Source organism: Gracilibacillus kekensis, from assembly GCF_900143085.1.
GTDB classification, from domain to species: domain Bacteria; phylum Bacillota; class Bacilli; order Bacillales; family Amphibacillaceae; genus Gracilibacillus; species Gracilibacillus kekensis.
On record NZ_FRCZ01000012.1, the window covers coordinates 32,946 to 56,049 of the forward strand.

The 23,104-nt window shown below is 36.5% G+C and carries 26 protein-coding genes; 1 reads left to right on the forward strand and 25 read right to left on the reverse strand.

Annotation, left to right across the window (positions count from 1 at the left end; all coding sequences use genetic code 11):
- Positions 1-419: 419 nt before the first annotated feature.
- From BUC25_RS18745 to metG, 13 genes are all read right to left on the reverse strand, one after another.
- Positions 420-1,052, reverse strand: a complete 633-nt coding sequence (locus BUC25_RS18745) for a 50S ribosomal protein L25/general stress protein Ctc (RefSeq protein ID WP_073203389.1) — start codon at positions 1,050-1,052, stop codon at positions 420-422.
- Positions 1,053-1,174: 122 nt separating this feature from the next.
- Positions 1,175-2,128 (reverse strand): ribose-phosphate diphosphokinase, encoded by a 954-nt coding sequence (locus tag BUC25_RS18750; protein WP_139251871.1) that lies wholly within the window; start codon positions 2,126-2,128, stop codon positions 1,175-1,177.
- Positions 2,129-2,146: 18 nt separating this feature from the next.
- Positions 2,147-3,511: a bifunctional UDP-N-acetylglucosamine diphosphorylase/glucosamine-1-phosphate N-acetyltransferase GlmU gene (glmU, locus tag BUC25_RS18755; protein WP_073203391.1), complete on the reverse strand. Its 1,365-nt coding sequence runs from the start codon at positions 3,509-3,511 to the stop codon at positions 2,147-2,149.
- A 340-nt stretch (positions 3,512-3,851) separates the two neighbouring features.
- On the reverse strand, positions 3,852-4,142 hold the full coding sequence (gene spoVG, locus BUC25_RS18760; protein WP_073203392.1) for a septation regulator SpoVG: 291 nt from the start codon (positions 4,140-4,142) through the stop codon (positions 3,852-3,854).
- A 157-nt stretch (positions 4,143-4,299) separates the two neighbouring features.
- Positions 4,300-5,118 carry a pur operon repressor gene (gene purR, locus BUC25_RS18765; protein ID WP_073203393.1) on the reverse strand — a complete coding sequence of 273 codons (819 nt, stop codon included), beginning with the start codon at positions 5,116-5,118 and terminating at the stop codon, positions 4,300-4,302.
- Positions 5,119-5,172: 54 nt separating this feature from the next.
- Positions 5,173-6,042, reverse strand: coding sequence for a 4-(cytidine 5'-diphospho)-2-C-methyl-D-erythritol kinase (ispE, locus tag BUC25_RS18770; RefSeq protein WP_073203394.1), 870 nt, complete (start codon positions 6,040-6,042; stop codon positions 5,173-5,175).
- 223 nt (positions 6,043-6,265) lie between these two features.
- A complete protein-coding gene (locus BUC25_RS18775) occupies positions 6,266-6,445 on the reverse strand; it encodes a small, acid-soluble spore protein, alpha/beta type (protein WP_073203395.1) in 180 nt (59 codons plus the stop codon).
- 327 nt (positions 6,446-6,772) lie between these two features.
- Entirely contained in the window at positions 6,773-7,036 is a 264-nt protein-coding gene (gene veg / locus BUC25_RS18780) for a biofilm formation stimulator Veg (RefSeq protein WP_058305641.1), read from the reverse strand.
- A gap of 210 nt (positions 7,037-7,246) precedes the next feature.
- On the reverse strand, positions 7,247-8,140 hold the full coding sequence (rsmA, locus tag BUC25_RS18785; RefSeq protein WP_073203396.1) for a 16S rRNA (adenine(1518)-N(6)/adenine(1519)-N(6))-dimethyltransferase RsmA: 894 nt from the start codon (positions 8,138-8,140) through the stop codon (positions 7,247-7,249).
- On the reverse strand, positions 8,140-8,700 hold the full coding sequence (gene rnmV / locus BUC25_RS18790) for a ribonuclease M5 (protein WP_073203397.1): 561 nt from the start codon (positions 8,698-8,700) through the stop codon (positions 8,140-8,142). Before rnmV ends, rsmA begins: the two co-directional genes overlap by 1 nt.
- A gap of 365 nt (positions 8,701-9,065) precedes the next feature.
- Complete coding sequence (locus BUC25_RS18795) at positions 9,066-10,316, reverse strand: resuscitation-promoting factor (protein WP_084543537.1); 1,251 nt, start codon at positions 10,314-10,316, stop codon at positions 9,066-9,068.
- Positions 10,317-10,499: 183 nt separating this feature from the next.
- Positions 10,500-11,267 carry a TatD family hydrolase gene (locus BUC25_RS18800; RefSeq protein WP_073203398.1) on the reverse strand — a complete coding sequence of 256 codons (768 nt, stop codon included), beginning with the start codon at positions 11,265-11,267 and terminating at the stop codon, positions 10,500-10,502.
- 61 nt (positions 11,268-11,328) lie between these two features.
- Positions 11,329-13,278, reverse strand: a complete 1,950-nt coding sequence (gene metG, locus BUC25_RS18805) for a methionine--tRNA ligase (protein ID WP_073203399.1) — start codon at positions 13,276-13,278, stop codon at positions 11,329-11,331.
- A gap of 402 nt (positions 13,279-13,680) precedes the next feature.
- Between metG and BUC25_RS18810 the strand changes: the two genes are divergently transcribed.
- Entirely contained in the window at positions 13,681-13,959 is a 279-nt protein-coding gene (locus BUC25_RS18810) for a transition state genes transcriptional regulator AbrB (protein ID WP_058305635.1), read from the forward strand.
- A 37-nt stretch (positions 13,960-13,996) separates the two neighbouring features.
- Here BUC25_RS18810 and rsmI read toward each other — a convergent pair whose 3' ends face one another.
- The 12 genes from rsmI to BUC25_RS18870 all read right to left on the reverse strand — a co-directional run bounded on the left by rsmI (position 13,997) and on the right by BUC25_RS18870 (position 22,466).
- On the reverse strand, positions 13,997-14,863 hold the full coding sequence (gene rsmI / locus BUC25_RS18815; protein ID WP_073203400.1) for a 16S rRNA (cytidine(1402)-2'-O)-methyltransferase: 867 nt from the start codon (positions 14,861-14,863) through the stop codon (positions 13,997-13,999).
- Positions 14,835-15,140, reverse strand: coding sequence for a GIY-YIG nuclease family protein (locus BUC25_RS18820; protein ID WP_073203401.1), 306 nt, complete (start codon positions 15,138-15,140; stop codon positions 14,835-14,837). Before BUC25_RS18820 ends, rsmI begins: the two co-directional genes overlap by 29 nt.
- The gene (locus BUC25_RS18825; protein ID WP_425292882.1) at positions 15,124-15,870 is read right to left on the reverse strand and encodes a tRNA1(Val) (adenine(37)-N6)-methyltransferase; all 747 of its coding nucleotides are present in this window, start codon (positions 15,868-15,870) and stop codon (positions 15,124-15,126) included. The genes BUC25_RS18820 and BUC25_RS18825 overlap by 17 nt, the downstream gene beginning before the upstream one ends.
- Positions 15,871-16,144: 274 nt before the next feature.
- Positions 16,145-16,486, reverse strand: coding sequence for a DNA replication initiation control protein YabA (yabA, locus tag BUC25_RS18830; RefSeq protein WP_073203403.1), 342 nt, complete (start codon positions 16,484-16,486; stop codon positions 16,145-16,147).
- 15 nt (positions 16,487-16,501) lie between these two features.
- On the reverse strand, positions 16,502-17,329 hold the full coding sequence (locus BUC25_RS18835; RefSeq protein WP_073203404.1) for a PSP1 domain-containing protein: 828 nt from the start codon (positions 17,327-17,329) through the stop codon (positions 16,502-16,504).
- 6 nt (positions 17,330-17,335) lie between these two features.
- A complete protein-coding gene (gene holB / locus BUC25_RS18840; protein ID WP_073203405.1) occupies positions 17,336-18,325 on the reverse strand; it encodes a DNA polymerase III subunit delta' in 990 nt (329 codons plus the stop codon).
- 93 nt (positions 18,326-18,418) lie between these two features.
- Positions 18,419-18,859 carry a YaaR family protein gene (locus BUC25_RS18845; protein ID WP_073203406.1) on the reverse strand — a complete coding sequence of 147 codons (441 nt, stop codon included), beginning with the start codon at positions 18,857-18,859 and terminating at the stop codon, positions 18,419-18,421.
- An 18-nt stretch (positions 18,860-18,877) separates the two neighbouring features.
- Entirely contained in the window at positions 18,878-19,207 is a 330-nt protein-coding gene (locus BUC25_RS18850) for a cyclic-di-AMP receptor (RefSeq protein WP_073203407.1), read from the reverse strand.
- 31 nt (positions 19,208-19,238) lie between these two features.
- Positions 19,239-19,859 carry a dTMP kinase gene (tmk, locus tag BUC25_RS18855; RefSeq protein ID WP_073203408.1) on the reverse strand — a complete coding sequence of 207 codons (621 nt, stop codon included), beginning with the start codon at positions 19,857-19,859 and terminating at the stop codon, positions 19,239-19,241.
- Positions 19,856-21,310 (reverse strand): aminotransferase class I/II-fold pyridoxal phosphate-dependent enzyme, encoded by a 1,455-nt coding sequence (locus BUC25_RS18860; RefSeq protein ID WP_073203409.1) that lies wholly within the window; start codon positions 21,308-21,310, stop codon positions 19,856-19,858. Before BUC25_RS18860 ends, tmk begins: the two co-directional genes overlap by 4 nt.
- Positions 21,311-21,411: 101 nt before the next feature.
- Entirely contained in the window at positions 21,412-21,600 is a 189-nt protein-coding gene (locus tag BUC25_RS18865) for a sigma factor G inhibitor Gin (protein ID WP_073203410.1), read from the reverse strand.
- Positions 21,601-21,710: 110 nt separating this feature from the next.
- The gene (locus tag BUC25_RS18870) at positions 21,711-22,466 is read right to left on the reverse strand and encodes a class I SAM-dependent methyltransferase (RefSeq protein WP_073203411.1); all 756 of its coding nucleotides are present in this window, start codon (positions 22,464-22,466) and stop codon (positions 21,711-21,713) included.
- Positions 22,467-23,104 lie beyond the last annotated feature (638 nt).

Genomic DNA, 23,104 nt, shown 5'->3' on the forward strand with positions numbered 1-23,104 from the left:
CCCACTTCCCTTTCCGTGGGGTTTTCCCACAGGAGTGAAAGTGGGCGGCCTACGCTATGAATATATTCAACAACGGTTGCAACAGTGATCATTCTGAATTGTCTATAGGAATTTAATTTGGATAATGATTTAAAAGTCATTATTTCAATGCTCGCATTCATTGTAGAATTTCACCTAGCGGAGGCGTCCACTTCGACTCCAAGGGGATTAGCGCGATCTGAAGATCCACTTTGTAAAGTGATCTTCTTTACAAAGTTAGCTGAAGACGCGCTCCCTGGAAAGCAAATTGGGCAAGCCGGAGCGACTGTTACGCACATATTCTCGTTCAAAATTACTACGACAGCTACTTCGCAGTTTAGTTTTTCTGTACGGTTGAGGTATATGAAAAGACGCAACTTTTTTGGTTGCGTCTGTTGAATTTATTCTTGTTCTTCTTCTGATTTTTCATTGATTACTTCTGGTTCTGTTTCTTCCTCTTCTTCTGCTGACTCTTCCGCTGGTTCTTCGTCAGGAACGAGAATGGTCACGATTGTGGCTGTCTCATCTTCTAAAATTTCGTAATTTTTACCATCTTTTAGATCTGACACCAGGATACTGTTACCGACTTCCAGATCAGAAACATTGATCGTGATTTGTTCAGGAATATCTTTCGGTTTTGCTCTTAAAGCAAGTTCATACAATGGCTGTTGAAGTACGCCACCTTCTTTTGCACCTTTTGCTTCTCCTTCTAATGAGATTGGTACTTGTACATCTAGCTCTTCTTTCATATTTACCGCATAAAAGTCTGCATGTACTAGTTCATCTCTTAATGGATCAACTTGGTATTCATGGAGCATTACATCAACTGCTTCTCCATCTATTTGTAAAGAGATAATTGCGTTTTTCCCTTCATCTCTTACCGTTTTTAATAATTCTATGCTGTTTACAGTTACTGTTTTTGGATCTACTTGATATCCATAAATGATACCAGGTACATCCCCAGCTAATCGTATTGCTTTTGTAGTCGATGTTTTTAAGTTTTCTCTTTTCTTTGCTTCTAAAGTTACTGCCACTAAAATCACCCTCCATTTAAAAATTACTACTATACAGTATATTTCCCTTGAGTGAGATAGGCTAAACCTCTTTTTTTAAATACTTACTCAAATTGACATCTTTACAAACTAACATACTCTCATTAATCAAATAATATACTCACAGACTGGCGTTCGTGAACACGAATAATTGCTTCACTTATCAATGGTGCTACTGATAATTGTGTAATCTTGTCTGATTGTTTTTCTTCATGTAAAGGGATACTGTTAGTTACAACAAGTTCTTTAATCGTTGAATTTTCGATTCTCTCGATTGCTGGTCCTGATAATACGGGATGCGTACAACATGCATAAACGCCCGTTGCACCATTTTCGATTAAAGCATTGGCGCCAAGTGTTATTGTTCCTGCAGTATCGATTATATCATCGATTAGAATAGCGGTCTTCCCTTCAATCTTACCTACAATATTCATTACCTCAGCTACATTTGGTTTCGGCCTACGCTTATCAATGATAGCAATAGGTGCCTTCAATCGATCGGCCAACTGTCGAGCACGTGTTACTCCCCCATGGTCTGGAGATACGACAACGATGTCCTCAAGTCCTTTTTTGCTCCAATAACTAGAAAGAATTGGCACACCTACTAATTGGTCTACCGGGATATCAAAAAAGCCTTGAATTTGTGGTGCATGTAGATCCAGGGTAATAACCCTTGTAGCTCCTGCCGTTTGCAATAAATCCGCAATTAGTTTAGCGGTAATTGGTTCACGAGCACGAGCTTTACGATCCTGTCTTGCGTATCCATAATAAGGCATCACGATATTAATAGACTTGGCCGAAGCTCTTTTTAAAGCATCAATCATAATTAACAGTTCCATAATATGTTGATTTCCCGGCTCACAAGTCGATTGGACTACATATACGTCACAACCACGAATACTTTCTTCGATATTAATCTGAATCTCGCCATCACTAAATTTAGTTACCGAGCTTTTTCCTAATTCCACCCCAATATTCGCTGCTATCTCTTCTGCTAATCTTGGATTCGAATTTAATGTAAATACTTTTAAGGATGAATCCTTATAGGACATTTGTATACCTCCATGTATTCTTGATTATTTATATTTTTTTGCGTATTCCTCTTTATTAACCTGTTTCGCTCGGCCAATTGATAGTGCATCACCCGGCACATCCTGATGAATGGTCGAACCTGCTGCTATTAACGCCCCTTTACCTATATGCACTGGCGCTATTAAGTTTGCATTACAACCGATGAATGCATCGTCTTCTATCGTTGTTTTAAACTTGTTTTTTCCATCGTAATTGACTGTAATTGTTCCACATCCAATATTTACGCCACTACCAATTTCAGCATCACCAATGTAACTTAAATGCGGAACCTTACTTCCATTATCTATCTTTGATTTTTTAATTTCAACAAAATTACCTACTTTTGCATCGTCACCAATTGAAGCCTCTGGACGAATGTGAGCAAATGGCCCCGCTTGCACTCTTTTACCAATATAACTAGAGGTTGCTACACTGTGGCGTAACACCGTTCCCTGTCCAATATGACAATCTCGAATTTCAGAATGAGGCCCAATAATAGCTTCATTTTCTATGGTTGTATTGCCTTTAATGACCGTTCCCGGTTCGATAATGACATCTGTCCCGATTTGCACATCTGCTCCAATATAAGTGTTGTTTGGATCGATAAGCGTTACACCGTTTTTCATATGCTGCTCGTTAATTCTTTTTTTCATGAAGGTTTCAGCCTGTGATAATGCCACCCGATCATTTACCCCGATTGTTTCTTCAAACGCTTCTGTTTGATATGCGACTACCTTTTGCCTTTCTTCTTGTGCAATTTGGATTACATCTGGTAAGTAATATTCACCTTGAGCATTGTCATTTGATACTTTCTTTAAAGCTTCGAATAGCAATTCATTATTAAAGCAGTAGGTTCCAGTATTGATTTCCTGAATCATTTGTTCTTCTTTTGAAGCATCTTTTTGCTCGACAATTTTACTAACCTGATTGTCTGCATTTCTTACAATCCTGCCATAACCCGTTGGATCTTCAGCATGCGCAGTTAAGATCGTTACACCAGCTTTCTGTTCTTCATGATGATCTAATACGGACTCGAGTGTTTGCTTAGTTAGGAGTGGTGTATCTCCACACACGACAATGGTTGTTCCTTGTTTATTTGCCAAGTATTTTTCTGCTTGTTGTACAGCATGGCCTGTTCCTAATTGCTCTTCCTGAATGACAAATTGAGAATCTTCTCCCAGTTGCTCCTGTACTTTTTCCGCTCCAAAGCCAACCACGGTAGTAATACTGGCTAGGTTTAACATCTTTAATTGATCTACCACATGTTGTACCATCGGCTTTCCTAATACAGGGTGAAGAACTTTATATAAAGTAGACTTCATTCTTGTACCTTTACCTGCAGCTAGTACAATTGCATAACGATTTGACAAGTGATTTCCTCCGTTCATTTAAAAACAAATTATGTATGATTGAATTATTTTAATTTTGCACAATAATATCCCAATTATGAATATATATGAAAAACACAATATTTTCAATAAGGAAAGGTTGGAAAAGCGAGAATGCCCATAAGAATCGTAGCGCCTTGAGCGAAACAACTGAGATAATGGAATCTCTGAAAAAACCGAAGCAATGTTAATTTATCATTAGGCTATCCGCGTAATCGACTAGTTCCTGAGCGTTCAGTACTGGACACTTTTACCACTATATTTTAATTCCGGACAAAAATAAAAAGTCCAACCAAAAATGATTAGACTTTTTTTACTCTTCTTAAGAAGCTCCAGCTTCTTCGTATTCTACTTCAGTTTCACCAGCACGCTGATACTCTTCAAGAACTGCATCTTGAATTTTCGACCTTGTGCCAGAGTTAATTGGGTGCGCAATATCCCTAAATTCACCATCCGGTGTACGCTTAGAAGGCATTGCTACAAACATCCCATTATTTCCATCAATTACACGGATATCATGCACTACAAATTCATGGTCTAATGTAATGGATGCGATAGCTCGCATTCTTCCATCGGTATTCACGCGGCGTAATCTCACGTCAGTAACTTCCATTATGTTTCACCACCTTTTCCCTAATTAAGAACTTACTAACTAAATTCAACAAATTTTCCAAAATTCCTGCCAAAATTTTAAAAAAATTTATTTTTTTTAGAAATTTTTCTTATTAAGTGGTGGTGAACATCGTTTTTTCGGAATGACCTACTGCTTTTTAATTATTTAGGAAGTAATTTCCTTTGACAACTTCGATATGTTTTTTATTAGAGTCTACATTTTTAATTTGTAATAAGGATGTGTAGTCTTCCACTACCCGATCTTCCTCATCATCCTCTGCTTCTGCTAAGACCCCTATAGCTTTAACATTGGCATCAAATTCCTGCAACAGATTTCTCATGCCATTAATTGTCCCGCCTGCTTTCATAAAATCATCTATGATACAAACATTCTCTCCTGGATTTAAGCTTCGTTTTGACAATACCATTGTTTGAATCTTCTTAGAAGAACCAGAAACATAATTAATACTAACTGTAGATCCTTCCGTTACTTTAGGGTCACGACGAACAATAATGACTGGTACATTTAAAAAGTCACCTACCGCATAGGCTAACGGAATTCCCTTGGTGGCAACTGTAACAACAGAATCAATATTTAACCCTGCAAACCTGGAAGCAAAAAGTCGACCGATATTTCTCACTGTACCTGGATTTCCTAAAATGTCGCTCATAAATAAATAACCGCCGGGTAAAATACGTGTTGGATCTTCTAATTCCTGACATAATTGATCCATAATCTTTTCGCTTTTTGCCATTGATACGTTTGGAATATATTTCACTCCACCTGACGCTCCTGAAATCGACTCTAAATAACCTATACCGTCAGTCTTAAACATTTTATTGATTATAGCTAAATCCTCACTAATCGAGGATTTTGCAGCACCATACGTCTCTGAGAAAAATGGAAGGGAAATTAATTCCATTGGATGTTCTACTAAATAATTGGTCATCGCAACAAGACGATCACTTCTTTTCATCACTACACCCCGAAATCCGAATAATTTGAGGTAAATATAACATTTTATACGTGTTTAATCAAGTTTTTGATGTGATCCTAATAACCTCACCACATAAACTTCCTCACAAAAGCCTCTCAAGCTGTTATAAATACGATCTGCTCTACTCTCTTGTTGTACCAAGCCGAATACTGTAGGTCCACTACCACTCATCAATACAGCATCTGCTCCGGATCGTATCATTTGTTCTTTGATTTGAGCTACTTCAGGATTCATCGATAATGTAACAGTTTCTAAAACATTCTTTAGTCTATTGCATACCCCAAGGTAATCCGACTGCTTAATCGCATTCACCATTCCTTTCGTATCCGGATGATCTATATCATCCAATACTAAGGATTGATAAACAGATTGTGTGGATACTCCTTGGACAGGCTTAGCTAAAACTACCCAACACTTTGGAGGAGCAGGTAACTCTACAATCGTTTCACCTCGACCTTTAGCTAAAGCAGTGGAGTTATAAACACAAAAAGATACATCTGACCCCACTTCTGCTCCAAGATTTGCTAGTTCTTCAGTAGATAAATTTAGTTCCCACAATCGATTTAATCCTCTAAATGTAGCAGCAGCATCACTACTTCCTCCAGCAAGACCTGCAGCTACTGGAATTTGCTTATCAATTTTAATTTTTACGCCATGCTCTATTTGAAATCTTTCTTTTAACAGCTTTGCGGCACGGTATGCTAAGTTACGCTCATCATTTGGAACAAAGCGGTTTTCTGAAACAATTTCTACTTTGTCTTCTTGTAATAAGAAAAATTCTAAACGATCTGCTAGATCTACCGTGGTCATGATCATTTCTATTTCATGATATTGATCAGGTCTTTTATATAAGACATCAAGTGTTAAATTTATCTTAGCTGGTGCCTTTTCCAAAACATACATTCTTCGTTCACCTACTGACTTTTTATATTCAGAATTTGATTTTATCATAGTATCAACCGTCTGTAATATTCCTCTTTAAGTTACTATTAATTGGAGATACAAGGTACTTTCTGATAAGGTCGCTAACAATCAGTGGCATTGGTATACTCTCTCTGATTGAAGTCTTACTTTATGTAAAGATACCATAAAAACAAAGAATAGCGCAAAAAGGACAAAGTCTAACTTAGACTTTGTCCTTGTTTAAATTCTCTTCTGCCATTTGTACTGCTCTTTTCACCATATTACCGGCATCCCTTGCCGTAATTCCACCCCAACCATCTTGCTGTACCTTGTCGTAAAAACCTAATTCTTTAGCAAGCTCTTCTTTAAAACGACTGGACATAATCCCTCGTCTTCTAGACATAGAAGATACTCCCTTTCTGTCGCCTCTTACGACAATCATAGTTTGTGTTGAAGTTATAAATTAATGCTAGGGAATATTAGGATTAACTGGTACAAAAACAGAATGATCCTGCGAAATTAGAATCACTCTTAACTTCACTGAAAACAAGTATTGTAGACGGGATAATACCTTCTCTTAACGGGATAATGATCTGTTCACGGGATAAGTCAACATATCTCGTGAAGCGCTTGGGATATCCCGTCAAGACAAGTCGATATCCTGTGAAGAACATAATAACTGCACAGTTTGGTTTTTTGTTAAGGACAATAAAAAAGCAGTAAACATGGTTTACTGCTCCCCTGCTACTGCTTCTAATTCTTCCGAAAAACTTAGTTCAACTGTTTCCGTGAGAATATCTGCATAACTGTATGACACACGCTCAAATGCATTCTCATCTTGATCAAGTTCAACAATGAATACGGAAGGATATGTTTCTGATAAAGTTCCGTAACGCTCAATGGTTTTCTTTCGACCACCATTCGCTTTAATTCGTAGACGTCTGCCGACATTTCCATCTAAACCTTGTTTGATTTCAACCAATGTTTTAGCCAATACACTCCACCTCACTAAATATTAGTATACCACATTCTTGTCCAACCGTCAATCAAAAATATTCTATTATATCAATATTAATTGAGAGCTGTCAATAAAAAAATTTGGAATTCTTGTATATAGCTTACCTTAATTTATAAAATTTATGTATAATATTTAGGAATAGTCTGGTTTTAATCCAATTTAAAGAAATCACAAAATGAAAATTTTTTAGCTAAGTGTTTCTTTGATCTGTTGGTAGAAATAATTAGATAGTGAAGCGAATTCTTCGATGGTAAGTGATTCACCTCGTCTTGTCCCGTCTATACCAATTTTTTCAAAACCTTCTTCTATTTCAGACTTTGATAAGGTATCTGTAAAATGTCTTGATAAGTTATTTCTAAGCGTTTTTCTCCTTTGTTGGAAACTGGACTGAACAAAGTTAAAGAAAAATGGTTCATTTTCTACATTGACTGGTGGCTTCTCTCTCATTTTTAAGTGTAATACAGCAGAATCAACTCGCGGTTGAGGCATAAATACCGTTTTTGGTACAATCATCTCCACGCTCGCTTCCGTGTAATATTGAATAGCTATTGATAATGAGCCATATTCTTTGGTACTTTCTTTCGCTGCCATTCTTTCTGCAACTTCCTTTTGAATCATTACGGTAATGCTCGAAATCGGAAGTTTAGCCATCAGCAACTGCATTAAAATTGGTGTTGTAATATAGTAAGGGAGGTTCGCTACAACATTAATCGGACGTTCTCCCAGAGAATATTTGTCCCACACTTCCATCATATCCGCTTTTAAAATGTCTTGATTAACGATATTTATATTGTTATATGGTTCTAATGTATCTTCTAATATAGGCAACAAACGACCGTCAATTTCAAAAGCAATAACTTTATTTGCGGCAATCGCTAATTGTTCTGTTAGCGCTCCAATTCCGGGACCAATCTCTATAGCGTCCATCTCTTTGGTGATGTTTGCTTTTGTAATAATGTTACGGAGTATATTAACATCAATGATAAAGTTTTGACCCAAACTTTTTTTAAAAGTAAAGCCATATTTCTTCATGATTTCTTTTGTGCGTATAGGGGTTGCTATCGCCTTTTGTTCTTTCATCAATTTTCCTCCTGATTAATGGTATGCATGACCCTTTCAAACTCCTCTTTGGTGATCTCAAACATTTGTAACCTTTTTAATAACTGCTTTCCATTTATTTGACCTATTCTTAACTGTCGTCCTAATTTTGTTCTTTTTTCTTTGGAACCTTTTCCACCTATCAGACCATAACTCATTAAGTCTGATTTGGTAATATCTGATTTCCCGTTTTCTGACAAATGGTATACTTGACGGAGGGCTTCTTTTAACACATCACCAGAAGCGTGTTCAATGCCCAGGCTCGCATGCTGTTTCCCCTTTGCTTTCGCCTCATCCTTTGTAAGAAAAGCATGTTTACATCCTGGTATATGTTGGTTAATTATTTGCCTTATACGTTGTCCTGGATAATCGGGATCCGTAAAGACAATAACCCCTCTTTTATCTTTAGCGTGTGCAATTTGTTCTAAAATATCTTTATTTATCGCAGATCCATTCGTTTCAATCGTATCTACATCTAATACTTGCTTTAATTTTGCAGTATCATCTTTACCTTCTACTACAATAATTTCTTTTACCTTCAAAAAAGGCTCCTCCATTCTTTTTGCCATAGCTTTGTTTATTTTAACATTTACGCCCCTACATTTCACTTAGAAAACGTACAAAGCTGACAAAAGAAAAGCGCAGAGCGCCCGCTTAGAAACGTAGCGACTTCAGAATCAACTGAGATAAAGGAATCACTGAGAAAAGCGAGCCGATGATGACTTTCACCTAAAGGCATAAGGGCGACTAAGCCTCCTGGTTTCACCAATCGGCAAGTCTTCTTTATTGTAGGGCGATTTCGTGAAGTCGCCTAATTTCTGGCGCTCGGAGCTAGACATGACGCCGCTTATATACTTTCTTTGACAAAACAAAAAAGCTTACCTCGTTGAAAGGTAAGCTTCTATAATTATTCAATAATCTTTACTTGAACTGTTTTCATCCCATAACTTGCTGCTTTTTGCCTTGTAGGCATATGAAGGTCAATTTTATTGCCTTTAATATTACCACCTGTATCACGTGCAATAGCATATCCGTATCCTTCCACCCACACCTTTGTTCCTAACGGTATGACACTAGGATCTACTGCTACTACACCGTTTGGATTTGCCTTCAGATTGTAACCGGTTGCTGTCAATCCTCTACCATCACATGTGGCACAATCCCAGTTATAAGCTGTTGCTTTCATGTAAAGTGTTTTGCCTTCAGTTTCATTCCCACCACTACGTGAAACTACTTCTGAACTACTCGATGTATTTGATGAACTATTCGATTTCGTATTTGGTTTAGTTGGTTGTGGTTGATTTTCCTTTGTACCTATAGCTACTATCTTTTCTTTACTTTCCTTTTTCACTTCTTCTTTAACTAGCTCTCTTGATACTTCTTCACCATTTTCTAAGACAACTTCGTAGTGTTTTTCAATAAGACCTGGCTCACCTGAGGAAACGACTTCTTCTTTCCCTTTGTCAAGAGAATCATCATTTCGTTTCACTACAGGAAAATCCTGTTCCTCTTCAACTACGTCTGTAATTTTTTCTATTCTGGTGATATTTATATCAGCATTTTCACTTAATAAGGTAGTAGTTTTAGGTTCAACCTTATCAAGTTCATTCATTTTGATATTGTGCTCATTTAACAAATCTTCGACAGATCCACCTGTTGTCCAAACTTGCTTTTTCTCACCAGCATCATTAATCGTTACTTTAAATGCTTTTTCGATACCAATTTGAAGATTTTCGTCCACCTTAGTATCTAATGCTACCGAAACTTGATCGTTGTCGGTTAATTCAATCCCTTGATCTTCTAAAAAAGCTTCTACAGTATTTGTTGTTGTATAATATGTTTCTTCTTCACCATCTATGCTGACAATGATTTGATTTGCAATTGTATGTTCAATTTCCATATCTGATGTAACGAGATCATCTAGACGATGTGAAAGATCATCATGTTCCCCCACACTAATTTCTAGTTCATTTAGTACATCTTCAACAGTCTTAGCATGTGTGCGAACTGTTGTTATTTCGTCGTCCTGAGCATATGTAACTTCTGCTTTTGATAATTCATAAAAAGAGAAACTGATAAATCCGATAAATGCTAATAATGTCAAAGCATAAATGAAGTCTTTATTACTCAAAAGGCGACTAAATTTGAGACGTTTCATGAACTTCCCCTCCTTTTTACTCGCCGTTGTATTATATAAAGATCCTTTTCTTGTGTCAAACTTCAAATTATAAATAAAAAAGCGAGAGAATCCTTTGAGTTCAAGAGTTCTCCCGCTTTTTATTGATGAATATTTCAAATAGATTACAATACAGTAACATTTGATTATAAGCTGTGTTTAGCGCTATTTAATCCCAAAAAATCTTTTGGCATTTTCTGTTGTTTTTGTACTGATTTCTTCATAACTTTGCTCTCGTAGTTCCGCAATTTTTTCCGCAACCAATTTTACATAAGCTGGTTCATTTCTTTTGCCTCGATTAGGATGAGGTGCTAAAAAGGGACAGTCTGTCTCAATAAGTAAACGATCATCTGGTACATATTTAGCTACTTCTTTTGGTAATGTTGCATTTTTAAAGGTTACAGGACCTCCAAGTGATATATAAAAGTTCATCGCTAAACATGCATCAACGTAATCGACAGAGTCATTGTAACAATGCATAATGCCTCCGACTTCTTCTGCTTTTTCCTCCTGTAATACTTGTATAATATCTTCTGTTGCTTCCCGATTATGAATAATAATTGGGAGATTTACTTTTTTAGCTAATTGAATTTGCTTACGAAATACTTCTATTTGAATATTCTTTGGTGACTTGTCCCAATGATAATCAAGTCCCATTTCACCTAATGCGACTACTTTTGGATGCGAAGAAAGCTTCTCTAACCATTCTAGTTCTTTATCCGTCATATCAATAGCATCTACTGGATGCCAGCCAACAGCTGCATACATATAGTCATATTTTTCTGCCATTTCGATTGCTTTAGGTATTGTTTCATGATCAAACCCTACAATCACCATTTTTTCGACACCAGCATCTTTTGCTCTTTGTAACACTTCTTCCCGATCATCATCAAAATGAGAAACGTTTAAATGTACATGTGTATCAAATAACATAATTATCCTCCTAATACGGAAACGCTTATCACGGGTTAGATGATAAGCGTTTTCTGCTTTGTTATTTTACTACAGACCCATTTGGCAGGTCGGATTCTACGGTTGCTAAAGATAAAGAACCTTCTTCATCTTCTCCTGATAGAATCATTCCTTCAGAAAGTTGGCCACGTAATTTTACCGGTTTTAGGTTCGTCACACAGATCACCTTTTTACCAACTAACTCTTCCGGGGAATAGTATTGGGCAATGCCAGATACCACTTGTCTTTTTTCTGATCCCAAGTCTAGTTGAATACGTAATAATTTATCCGCTTTTTTCATTTTTTCAGCATGTGTCACTTCTGCTACTCGTAAATCTAGTTTCATAAAATCATCATAAGAAATTTCTTCAGACTTCTCGTTGTTATTTGCTTTTTTTTCTGGTTCCGGTGTGGTCATCATGTCTTTAATAATTTGTACTTCCTTCTCAACATCTAAACGTGGAAAAATAGGGTCTTTTTTCACCACTTTGGTACCAGCTTCTATACTTCCAGAATCTAATAAACTTTCCCAAGTATGTTTCGATTCATCTGTAACACCTATTTGTTCAAAAATACGATCTGGTGTTTGTGTTAAGAAAGGACGTAACAGAATCGCAATACGACGTAAACTATCTACTAAGTGTGCCATTACATTTCCTAAACGCTCTTTTTTACTATCGTCCTTTGCTAAAACCCATGGTTCGGTTTCATCAATATATTTGTTGTTTCTACTTACGTATTTCCATATATGTGTCAATGCTACAGAGAAGCCCATTTCATCAAGTGCTTCTTCGACATTGTTCACTGTTTCTTCGGCTAAGTTCTCTAGCTGTTGATCATATTGATCCTCTGCAGCACGAAAAGCAGGAACTTGACCATCAAAATATTTATTAATCATTGCCACTGTTCTGTTCAACAGATTCCCTAAGTCGTTTGCAAGGTCATAATTCGTTCGATCGACAAATCCCTCAGGTGTAAAGACACCATCTGAACCGAACGGTACTTCTCTTAATAAGTAATAACGTAAAGCATCCAGACCATATCGCTCTGTTAAATCAGTTGGATTCACGACATTACCTTTTGATTTCGACATTTTTCCATCTTTCATTAAAATCCAACCATGAGCAAATACTTTCTTCGGCAAAGGTAAATCCAGAGCCATCAACATAATTGGCCAATAAATGGTATGGAAACGAACAATCTCTTTACTCATAAGGTGGACATCTGCTGGCCAATATTTTTGATACAATTCATCATCATCTGTTCCATATCCTAATGCGGTAATATAATTCGACAATGCATCAATCCATACGTAAATGACGTGCTTTGGATCACCTGGAACTTGAATCCCCCAATCAAAAGTAGTACGGGATACCGCTAAATCCTCTAATCCTGGCTTAATGAAATTATTGATCATTTCATTTTTACGGCTTTCTGGTTGGATAAATGAAGGATTTTCTTCATAAAAAGCAAGCAAACGATCCACATACTTACTCATTTTAAAGAAATAAGATTCTTCTTTCACATGATCTACCGGGCCACCGCAATCAGGACACCGCCCGTTTTCTAATTGACGTTCTGTAAAGAAAGACTCACAAGATGTACAATAACTGCCTTCATATTCATCTAAATAAATATCACCTTGTTCTAGTAATTTCGCAAAGATCTTTTCGACAACTTGTTTGTGACGATCTTCCGTTGTACGAATAAAATCACTATAGGAAATATCTAACTTCTCCCACAAATCTTTAATACCACTTACGATCTCATCGACATATGCTTGTGGGGTTACTCCAGCTGCATCAGCTTTCTTTTGTATTTTTTGGCCATGTTCGTCAGTCCCTGTCAAATAACGAACATCGTATCCACGCAGTCGTTTATATCGCGCCATTGCATCACCTGCAACCGTGCTATAAGCATGGCCAATATGTAGATTGCCACTTGGATAGTAGATAGGCGTCGTTATATAAAAAGTTTTATTTTGTTCTATCATGTTATACCTCCTCAACGCAATTTTCTTACTTATAAACAGTCTGTTTTTATTGTAGCGATTTTTCGAACATTTTTCCATCATTAAGATAGAATTTGGAATGCTAACGAAACTTATCAGGATGGTAAATTTACTTAATATCTAAACTGATACTCGAATCTTGATTTTGAGGTATTACCAACGAGCTACGTCCTGATTATACATTTTCGCCTAAATTTCTACCACTTAAAACACTACATAGACCAAAAAAACATAATATCAAAAAGTCCTGTTTTTTTTCAATTTTTTTATAAATGTTTGAAAAAAATAGATATTTCTTGTTTGACATTAATGGCAACTAATGGTATTATAACGCTATAGTTGTCGAATATTGCCGAATTTATTTATCAAAGGGGAGAATAAATAATGAAATCAACAGGTATTGTAAGAAAGGTAGACGAGCTAGGTCGAGTTGTAATTCCGATCGAACTTCGTCGTACACTAGGAATTAACGAAAAAGACGCACTTGAAATTTATGTTGATGATGAGCGTATCATCTTACAAAAATATAAGCCAAACATGACATGTCACGTTACTGGTGATATCTCTGACGATAACTTTACGTTAGCAGATGGCAAATTAGTACTTAGCCCAGAAGGCGCGCAAGCACTAATTGATGAGATTCAACAAAAAATGAATAAATAATAAAAAAACGCGATCCAATGATCGCGTTTTTTATTATTTATTCGACATGATAGGCGCTATAGACTTCTCGTTTTGACAAATTCCTTTTTTGAGCTACTTGTTTAATAGCCTCTTTGCTTGAATTACTTTCTAAGTCCATGACTTTTTCTACATGTTCTTTTAGTGTAAGGTTTGTCCACCACTGGGATGTATTCTCTTCTTTTATCCCTTCCACAACAATACAACACTCACCTTTTATTGGATGGTCGCTTAACCAATCGGCAACCTCTTGAAGGTTACCTCTTATGTATTCTTCATACCGTTTCGTTATTTCTCTAGCAATAGAAACTTTCCTGTCACCAAGTTGTTCTGCTAAATACTCAATCGTTTCTTTAATCCGGTGTGGTGATTCATATAAGATCACTGTAGTATCAATAGACTTTAGTATGTTTATTGCATGATCCCGATCTTTTTTCTTTCGGGGTAGAAAACCATAGAAATAAAAATGGTCTGTTGGTAATCCCGAAGCAACCAGGGCTGACAATGCAGCGTTTGCTCCTGGTAATACCACCACCGTTAAATCTGCAGAGATGGCAGCATTAATCACTTCATAACCTGGATCAGAAATACCGGGCATGCCTGCATCACTAACCAAGGCTAGCATTTGGCCTTCTTTTAACATTTCTATTATTTGATCCTGTCTCATCATTTTATTGTGTTCATGATAGCTGATCATTTTTTTCTTTAACTCAAAATGTTGAAGAAGCTTCCCGGTGTTTCTTGTATCTTCAGCTAATACTGCATCCGCTTCCTCTAATACCTTTAATGCACGAAGAGTGATATCCTCCAAATTACCGATTGGTGTCGGCACAACATACAGCATCCCTTTATCTTGTTCATTCTGGTAGCTTTTTTGTATTTTCATCTGCGCCATACCCTTCTGTTTGCTTTTTCTTGATAAAAAGCATTTTTTTTGCTCTCGGAAGCTTCTTGATTTTTGCTTCTAATTTTAATGCTTCTGATTTTGTCTCACACCGTTGGTAACATTGTAATTGGAAAGGAGCTCTTCCTCTTGTATATTTAGCACCTTTTCCTTGTTCATGCATGTTTAATCTTCTTTTTATATTAGTGGTATAACCTGTGTATAATGTTTCATCTTTACATTTCAGTATGTAGACATAATGATTAATTTTTTCTACCATATAATATGCCCTCTAACTCTTTCGTATAATTTCCTTTTTGGTCAAATGTATATAAAGGTGATAAAAACTTCAAATCTGGACTCCCATCCCGAATACCTTCTATTAATAATATATTCGCTTCTTTACCTTCCTTTGGATAGACAAATTGAATTCTTTTTGGTTCTATTTTATATTGTCGGAATAAGCTGACAATATCTACAAACCGAGAAGGACGATGGACCATCGCTACTTTTCCTCCGGACTTAACTAGCTTACTGCAGGACTGTATCACTTCTTCTAGTGTACAATAAATTTCATGTCGTGCGATCGTTAAATAATCATTAGCATTTTGATGTTTCTTATTATCGGTTTTAAAGTAAGGCGGGTTCACCGTGACTAAATCAAATTTATCGTTTTTAAAATAAGATGGCATTTCCTTTAGATCCCCGTGTATCATCTTAATTTGTTCCGCTACATCATTTAATTTTATGCTTCGACATGCCATATCATATAACCTTGCTTGTAACTCTACTCCTGTTATCGGAACAGCGGATCGCTGGGATAATAATAAGGGAATAACTCCATTACCAGAACACAAATCTAAAATCTTCCCTCTTGTTTTAGGAGCGGAAGCAAAGTCGGCTAATAATACTGCATCAATTGAAAAGGAAAATACAGTTGGGCTTTGGATGATTTGCATCGTTTGGTCTGCCAACAAATCATCGATTCTTTCATCTTTTTTTAACATCATGATTTTACTCCTTCATTACACATTCATTTCTCATCAAATAAGACCCAAGCAACATCATATCACCCTTAATAGAGACACAAACTGCGCAATTGCGTAACAGCCGCTACGGCTTGCCCACGGAAAGGGAAGTGGGCAGCCGGAGCGGATAACAAATAGATAATCATTTCAAAATTTTCACTTCTCTTATTTCGTAGTTTAGGTTTATTGTAAAGATTTAATAACTTACTTTCTAGAGAAAAGGCTGACACTTGGTTTGCGTCAGCCTTTAGTTTTTCTATTTTGTTTTGTTCAGGAAGAGCAGACAGAATAAACAGTCGCCTTCTTGTCTTGGACTTCCAAAATGGACATTACAAATATGAAATCCTTCTTCATAAAGTCTTGCTAAGTTGTCATAACCTTCCCCTAATGCAGGGTCATCTTCATCGTGCTGATGACCTTCTTGACCTTCTGTTTCATTATCCAATCGTTGTCTGAGGTGATGATTTTCCATTTCTATTCGATGATTTTCTTCTAGCATTTCACCTAACTGTTGTTTCAAATCACCTAATTGCTGATATAATTGGCCGATTTGTTCTTCCATATCAGAAACTTGTTCAAATAGTTCTTTTTTCTTCACGTCACCTACACCCCATTATTCTGTGGCCTGGGTTTTAATAACTCCTTCATCAATCAACTCATCTAACGTATATTCAATCATTCGTTCCTTTTCAGGAATCTCTACTTGAATGAGACGTTCTAAGATATTGAGGCCAACTACCTTACCATGACCATAACTAGTAGTTATTTTCTCACCAAGGTCTGGCAATTCCCTTTTAGCTGTTTCATAATCATCATTCTCATATTTTAAACAACACATTAGACGACCACATAAACCAGATATTTTAGAAGGATTTAATGATAAGTTTTGATCCTTTGCCATCTTAATCGAAACTGGTTCAAAATCTCCGAGGAAAGTGGAGCAACAAAGCATTCGACCACAAGGACCGATGCCTCCTAATAATTTAGCCTCATCCCTTACACCAATTTGACGCAACTCAATCCGAGTTTTAAATACAGATGCAAGATCTTTTACTAAATTACGAAAATCAACTCTACCATCTGCCGTAAAATAGAAAATTACTTTATTTCGGTCAAATGTGTACTCAACATCAACTAAATTCATATCGAGTTGATGTTCTTTAATTTTCGCCTGACACGTTTGATAAGCTTCTTCGGCAATTTCTTTATTTTCCACTACGATAAGCTTATCTTTATCATTTGCAATGCGAATGACTTTTTTCAATGGAAGAACGACATCTTCATCATCTACGTGTTTATTGGCAACAACCACCTTGCCAAACTCTACCCCTCTTACTGTTTCCACAATGACATAATCATCTTTATCGATTTTTAAGTCACTTGGATCAAAATAATATATTTTACCCGCTTTCTTGAAACGGACACCAATTACTTCTATCACAAAAATTCACCTCTGTATTTGAAGTGTTAGTTGCTCCAATACTAATTGTGGGTGCACATTCTGTTCTAACTTTCGTTTTGCTTCCATAATAAATTGCAAGCATTCTGTAGCATGGCCTAATGACCAAAACATGCTTGCTGCTTCTAATTTATCTTGGTGATTAGCAAAAACGATGGCAGAGGTTTCTTCAAGATGACAATGAACCACATCTCGAAACCATATTAATAATAAATCTAGTCCCTCTTGCAATTGCGAACGTTCTTTAAAATGTGGCATCCACTGAGTATGCACAAATATTGGAACTTCACCTCGATTATGTTGAAGCATTTCAATTAATTGTACCACTAATTTTCGTGCCTGTGCAAACCAAGTATCCTTACTCTTTTCGATTGCCTCTGATACATTATTGGTAATGGCAGTCATCAATCGAGCATTTGCCTCCGTTAATCCTTCTGATTGAAGGCTTTTTTCTAGTTGTAATGGGTTCAGAGGTTTAAAAGCAATCATTTGACACCTTGATCGAATCGTGGAAAGAATCGCATGACTGTTTTCGGTTAATAAAATTGCAGTCGTTTGCTGGCTTGGTTCTTCTAAAAATTTTAAAAGACGGTTGGAAGCATTATCTGTCATTTTTTCAGCTTGTGAGATAATATATACCTTTTTGTTAGATTCTAACCCTGTATAAGTAAATTCCTTTTGTAAATGTAATATTTGTTCTTTCTTTATACTTGCACCATCTGGGATGATCTTATGTAAATCAGGATGATTGCCACTTTTAATGCGTCGACAATCACTACATTCGTGGCAAGGATCCAACGTTGTTCTCTTTTTACAAAAAATACTCATCGCTAATAATTGAGCTAACTCAAATTTTCCTGTGCCTTTATCACCATGAAATAGATAGGCATGAGATATTCTCGATTTATTAATACTATTCATCACCATTTTACTCACGATAGGTTGTTTTTCCAACATATCTTCCCACACTAAATCCATTTAATTGCCTACTTTCTAAAATATGCTTTGCTAATTTGTAAAAATAAGAGGATGGATTAGTTACCATCTCTAATCTATCCTCTTCATGCAGTGCTACGTATATAGGTTAATGAGAAGTCCTTTGATCTCGCCAATAAGGTCCAAAATTTGTATGGAATTTTGCTCCTGGTCCATCACTGATTCGGTTAATTCCACTAATTTCTGATCTACTTCTTCCACTATCGTTAATTTCCTGTTATCACCATCAAGCATAAAACTGTGTGATTGTTTTAAGGATAATCCATAATCAACGGCTTCCTTCACAAAACGTTTAACCATTCTTTTATAGGTTGCAAGATCTTTAAAAGAGCGAAAACGAGCGATCTTCTGACCTTGCGCCGTTAGTTCACTCATTAATTTTTGTAACTCTGCCTGTTGCATTTGGGTCGATTGCTGCTTTACAAGCGTATCAAATCTTTGTGATGGCGGCCTTGCTTGTTGATCTTTTTTATTTAATGCATCCAACTGTGTACGCATGTCCTGGCTAATTTTCATATCTTGCTATACCACCTTTTAGAATTGATGAAACGATTCGACTGGAACGACAAATACGGTTGCCCCACCAACTTCTACATTTATCGGTCGAGGAATATAAGAATCCGCATTGCCACCCATAGGAGAGACAGGTGAAACCATTTGTTCTCTTTGACTACAGTTATCTCGGATAACTTCTAATGCCTCATCCACATGCTCATCTTCACAACCAATCATTAAAGTCGTGTTACCCTCTTTTAAAAAACCACCTGTAGATGATAACTTTGTCGTCTTAAACTGTTGATCACTAAGTGCGTCAATTAAACGATTACTATCCTTATCCTGGACCACCGCCATAATCAATTTCACATTTGCCGCCTCCTTTTTTAATGGACCACTATTATAATCTTGCTTTTATCTTCTTATATGCTTGTGCTTCTACTTCTATTATACCAAAGTTTGCCTGAATTCTCTCGATTCGTTTCGGAAATTTACTAAGTAGTTGCTGATATGCTTGGTATACTTGCTGGTGAAACGACAGTGATTCCAGGTCCAGTCTATTCTGTTCTCTTTCTTGATTTTGCTGAATCCTTGCTAATCCTTCTTCTGGTTGAATGTCAAAAAATAATGTTAAATCAGGCATTTGATCCGCAATAGCAAATTGATTGATTTGATATACTTCTTCTATTCCTAATCCTCTTGCAGCACCTTGATAGGCAAGACTGCTATCAACAAAACGATCACAAAGGACAATTCTTCCTTCTGCCAAGGCAGGTTGTACTTTCTCTACTAAATGCTGCCTTCTTGCTGCCGCATATAAAAGAGCCTCCGTTCTCGCATCCATCATCGTATTGTTATTATCCAGAATAATAGCCCGTATGCTCTCGGCAATTGGTATTCCTCCTGGCTCTCTCGTTGTCATCACTTGATAGCCCTCTTCTGTTAAGCGTTGTGCTAGTCGATTTAGAACTGTCGTCTTTCCAGCACCTTCGCCTCCTTCAAAAGTTATAAACACGCTCATTCTCCTCTAGTATCATCCTCAACATATATATATAAACCTGTTTGTCGATTACTCGGTTGAAAATTTATTTGTTGTTGAAATAATTTTTTTATTTGTTCTACTGTTGCAAAGTCGATTCTTTCCCCTTTAGCTATTAATGGTATCCCAGGTGGATAAGGAATGATTGCTTCAGCAGCAATTTTTCCAATTGCATTCTCCCAATCTGACCATTTTGCTTGCAAATCTTTCATCTCAGCATACGATATAGCCAAAGGAAGGATCTTGTCATGATAATAAGTGTTAGTATTAATTTCTATTGTAGCACGATTACAAGAAAATTTTAATTCCTGATGTATTCTTGCTAATTTCTTTCTTAAGTTCACTGGATCAATAATAGGTTCGAGCCCAAAGATAAATAATATATGTCTGTCTGTAATTAGTTCAGGATATAACTTTTCTTGTTCAAACGAGGACTTTACTTGTTGAATTTCTACATTCTGATTTACTTTCAGCGTAAGTTTTAACGGATCATCATTTTGTCCCTTTGTTTCCGGTGACCAAACATCACTGTCTGAAAAACAAGTAATAACTTCATCAATATGAGAAGATAAAAGCTGCATTTTTTCTTCTGAAAATGTAGCTAGGTAATAACGAGCTAGGTCTAAACTCGCTAAGATTGGATAGGAAGGACTGCTAGACTGTAACATCTGTAAATAATAATTCATTTTTTCCCGATCAATATTTGTAGATTGAATATGTAGGTATGCTGCCATTGTTAAAGCAGGTGTCATTTTATGTGCTGACTGTACAACAACATCTGCACCTAATGCAACTGCTGATGGAGTTTCGATAAATGGTAGAGAAAAGTGACAGCCATGCGCTTCATCAACTAGCACTAATGTGTTGTTGTGATGAGCACTCTCTACTATTTCTTCCAAATTAAATGCATTTCCGTAATAATCAGGATACGTAAGAATTATTGCTTTAGCATTATGATAGTTATATAGAGCTTCTTTCATTAATAGTAGTGAGGGATTCGTATACATTTCTTTTTTATCGTCAAACATTGGTGGTAAAAAAATGGGATGCACCCCTGCTAATTCAATACCATGTAGAATCGATTTATGACAATTTCGCTGCACCAACACTTGATCTCCAGGTTGACAAGTGGCTAATATCATGGCTAAATTACCTACCGTACTGCCATTTACTAAAAAATAAGTATAAAGAGAACCAAACCACTCTGATGCAATATCTTGCGCTTCCTTAATAACCCCGACAGGCGCGTGCAAATCATCTAAACCTTCTAATTCTGTTAAATCAATTTTCAGAATCTCGCTAAAGAATTCTGAATAGTTTTCTGGAAAGATGGCACCACTCTTGTGACCAGGGACATGAAACGATGTATGCTGACTTTGAGCAAAATGGATAAGTTTTTGATAGAGTGGTGTCTTAGTTTGCTTTTCCTTCATTTTTTTTCCTCGCTTTTTCTTTTAGCAAATGCTGAAGTTTTGTTATTCTTTGTAGTTTTTCATTTGTATAAAAATAAATGGAATCACCAATAGTGACTCCATTATATAGTATATGTTATTTGATTAATAGCTCTCATTTTTTCTACATAATATTGATAATTATCATCTTTAGGATGAATAGAAAGGATCTCTTCCTCACACACTCGACAAATATAAAGCTGGTATATATGGATTCCGTCTTCTTTAGTTTGATTACATATACCACAAACATGTTTACTGCTATTCCCCATTTGCCACACCTCCATTAGTTAGTATGGCCAATCTAGCAATAAATATACAAAGAATACTAGATTTGTTTTTTCGACATTTTTATAGTTTTTTCACGTGAAACATATTAAGCTTATTTATTCCCGATAACCTGAATACGACAATAATCAGCTATCCACTGATGGTTTACATATAGCGTAGACTTAAGCCTTTTTTCTACATTCTCTATCAGTCTTCTTTTTTCATCTGTTTGCAAATGCTTTAACATTCCTTCTCCAAACATTGAAAGCCAATTAGCTAAACCATCTGCTCCTTCAAGGGGGGTAGGTCTACTATAATATCTAGCATAATGGACAGTAAACCCTACTTCTTCCATTAATGTTGTGTATTCTGCAATACTAGGAAAATACCATGGATTCTTTAGAGGAGGATAATCACGAAATAAATCATTATATGCCTCTTGAAGCGCATTTCTAATCTCCAGCACATTATTTTTGCCACCAAATTCCGCTACAAATCTTCCTCCCTTACGTAAACTTTGATAGATTTTTTGTAATCCTTCTTTTGGTTGAAGTAACCAATGTAATGCAGCATTTGAAAAAATAGCATCAAACTCTTCGTTAAAATTCATTTTTAGAATATCGACAGTGTCAAAATTCAGATGCGAATATTTAGACTTCGCTGTTTGTATCATACTTTCTGATTTATCAATACCTCTCACTATTGCACCGCTTTTTGATATTTCAGCAGCAAGGTCTCCTGTACCACATCCAACATCAAGGATTTTTTCATCTTTTATTGGTTCTAGTAATTCCAATATGCCTTTACCATATTTAGAAACAAAGTGATGCTTATCATCATACAAGTTTGACTGCCATTCATCTACCATCTTCTGATCCTCTCCCTCCGTTTAATTATAAAGCAAGACTGTTTTCTGTGGAGGTTTTTAATCCCCACTGCTTATTAGTAAAACTTATAAACACGTTTAGCGTTATGATAAATATTAAACCATATTCTGGAATTTGGGAATCATATTTTTGAATCGTAAGATAAGCGCAGAGCGTCCTCTTAGAAACGTAGCAACTTCGGCATCAACTGAGATAAAGGAATCACGAACTTACACAGGAAGTGTTGACATCTGTGTTGCCTACAGGACGTAGGCGAACTTAACAGATGCACCTACATTTCGAACCGATGATGACTTTCACCTAAAGGTATAAGTGCGACTAAGCCTCTGGTTTCACCAATCGGCAAGTCTTCTTTATCGTAAGGCGATAAGTGAAGTCACCTAGTTTCTGGGTGCTCGGAGCTAGACATCTGTGAACCTTTATACTTTCTTACCTTACAAGAATAGCTTCGTACGCTTGATTAAAATGGTTGGAGGTGTTAGGTTACCTTTAATACGCGCATAAAAAACACCTTAGTCTAATTAAGACTAAGGTGTTTTCAGTGTGCCTGGCAACGTCCTACTCTTGCAGGGGCGCGAGCCCCAACTACCATGGGCGCTGGAGAGCTTAACTGCTGTGT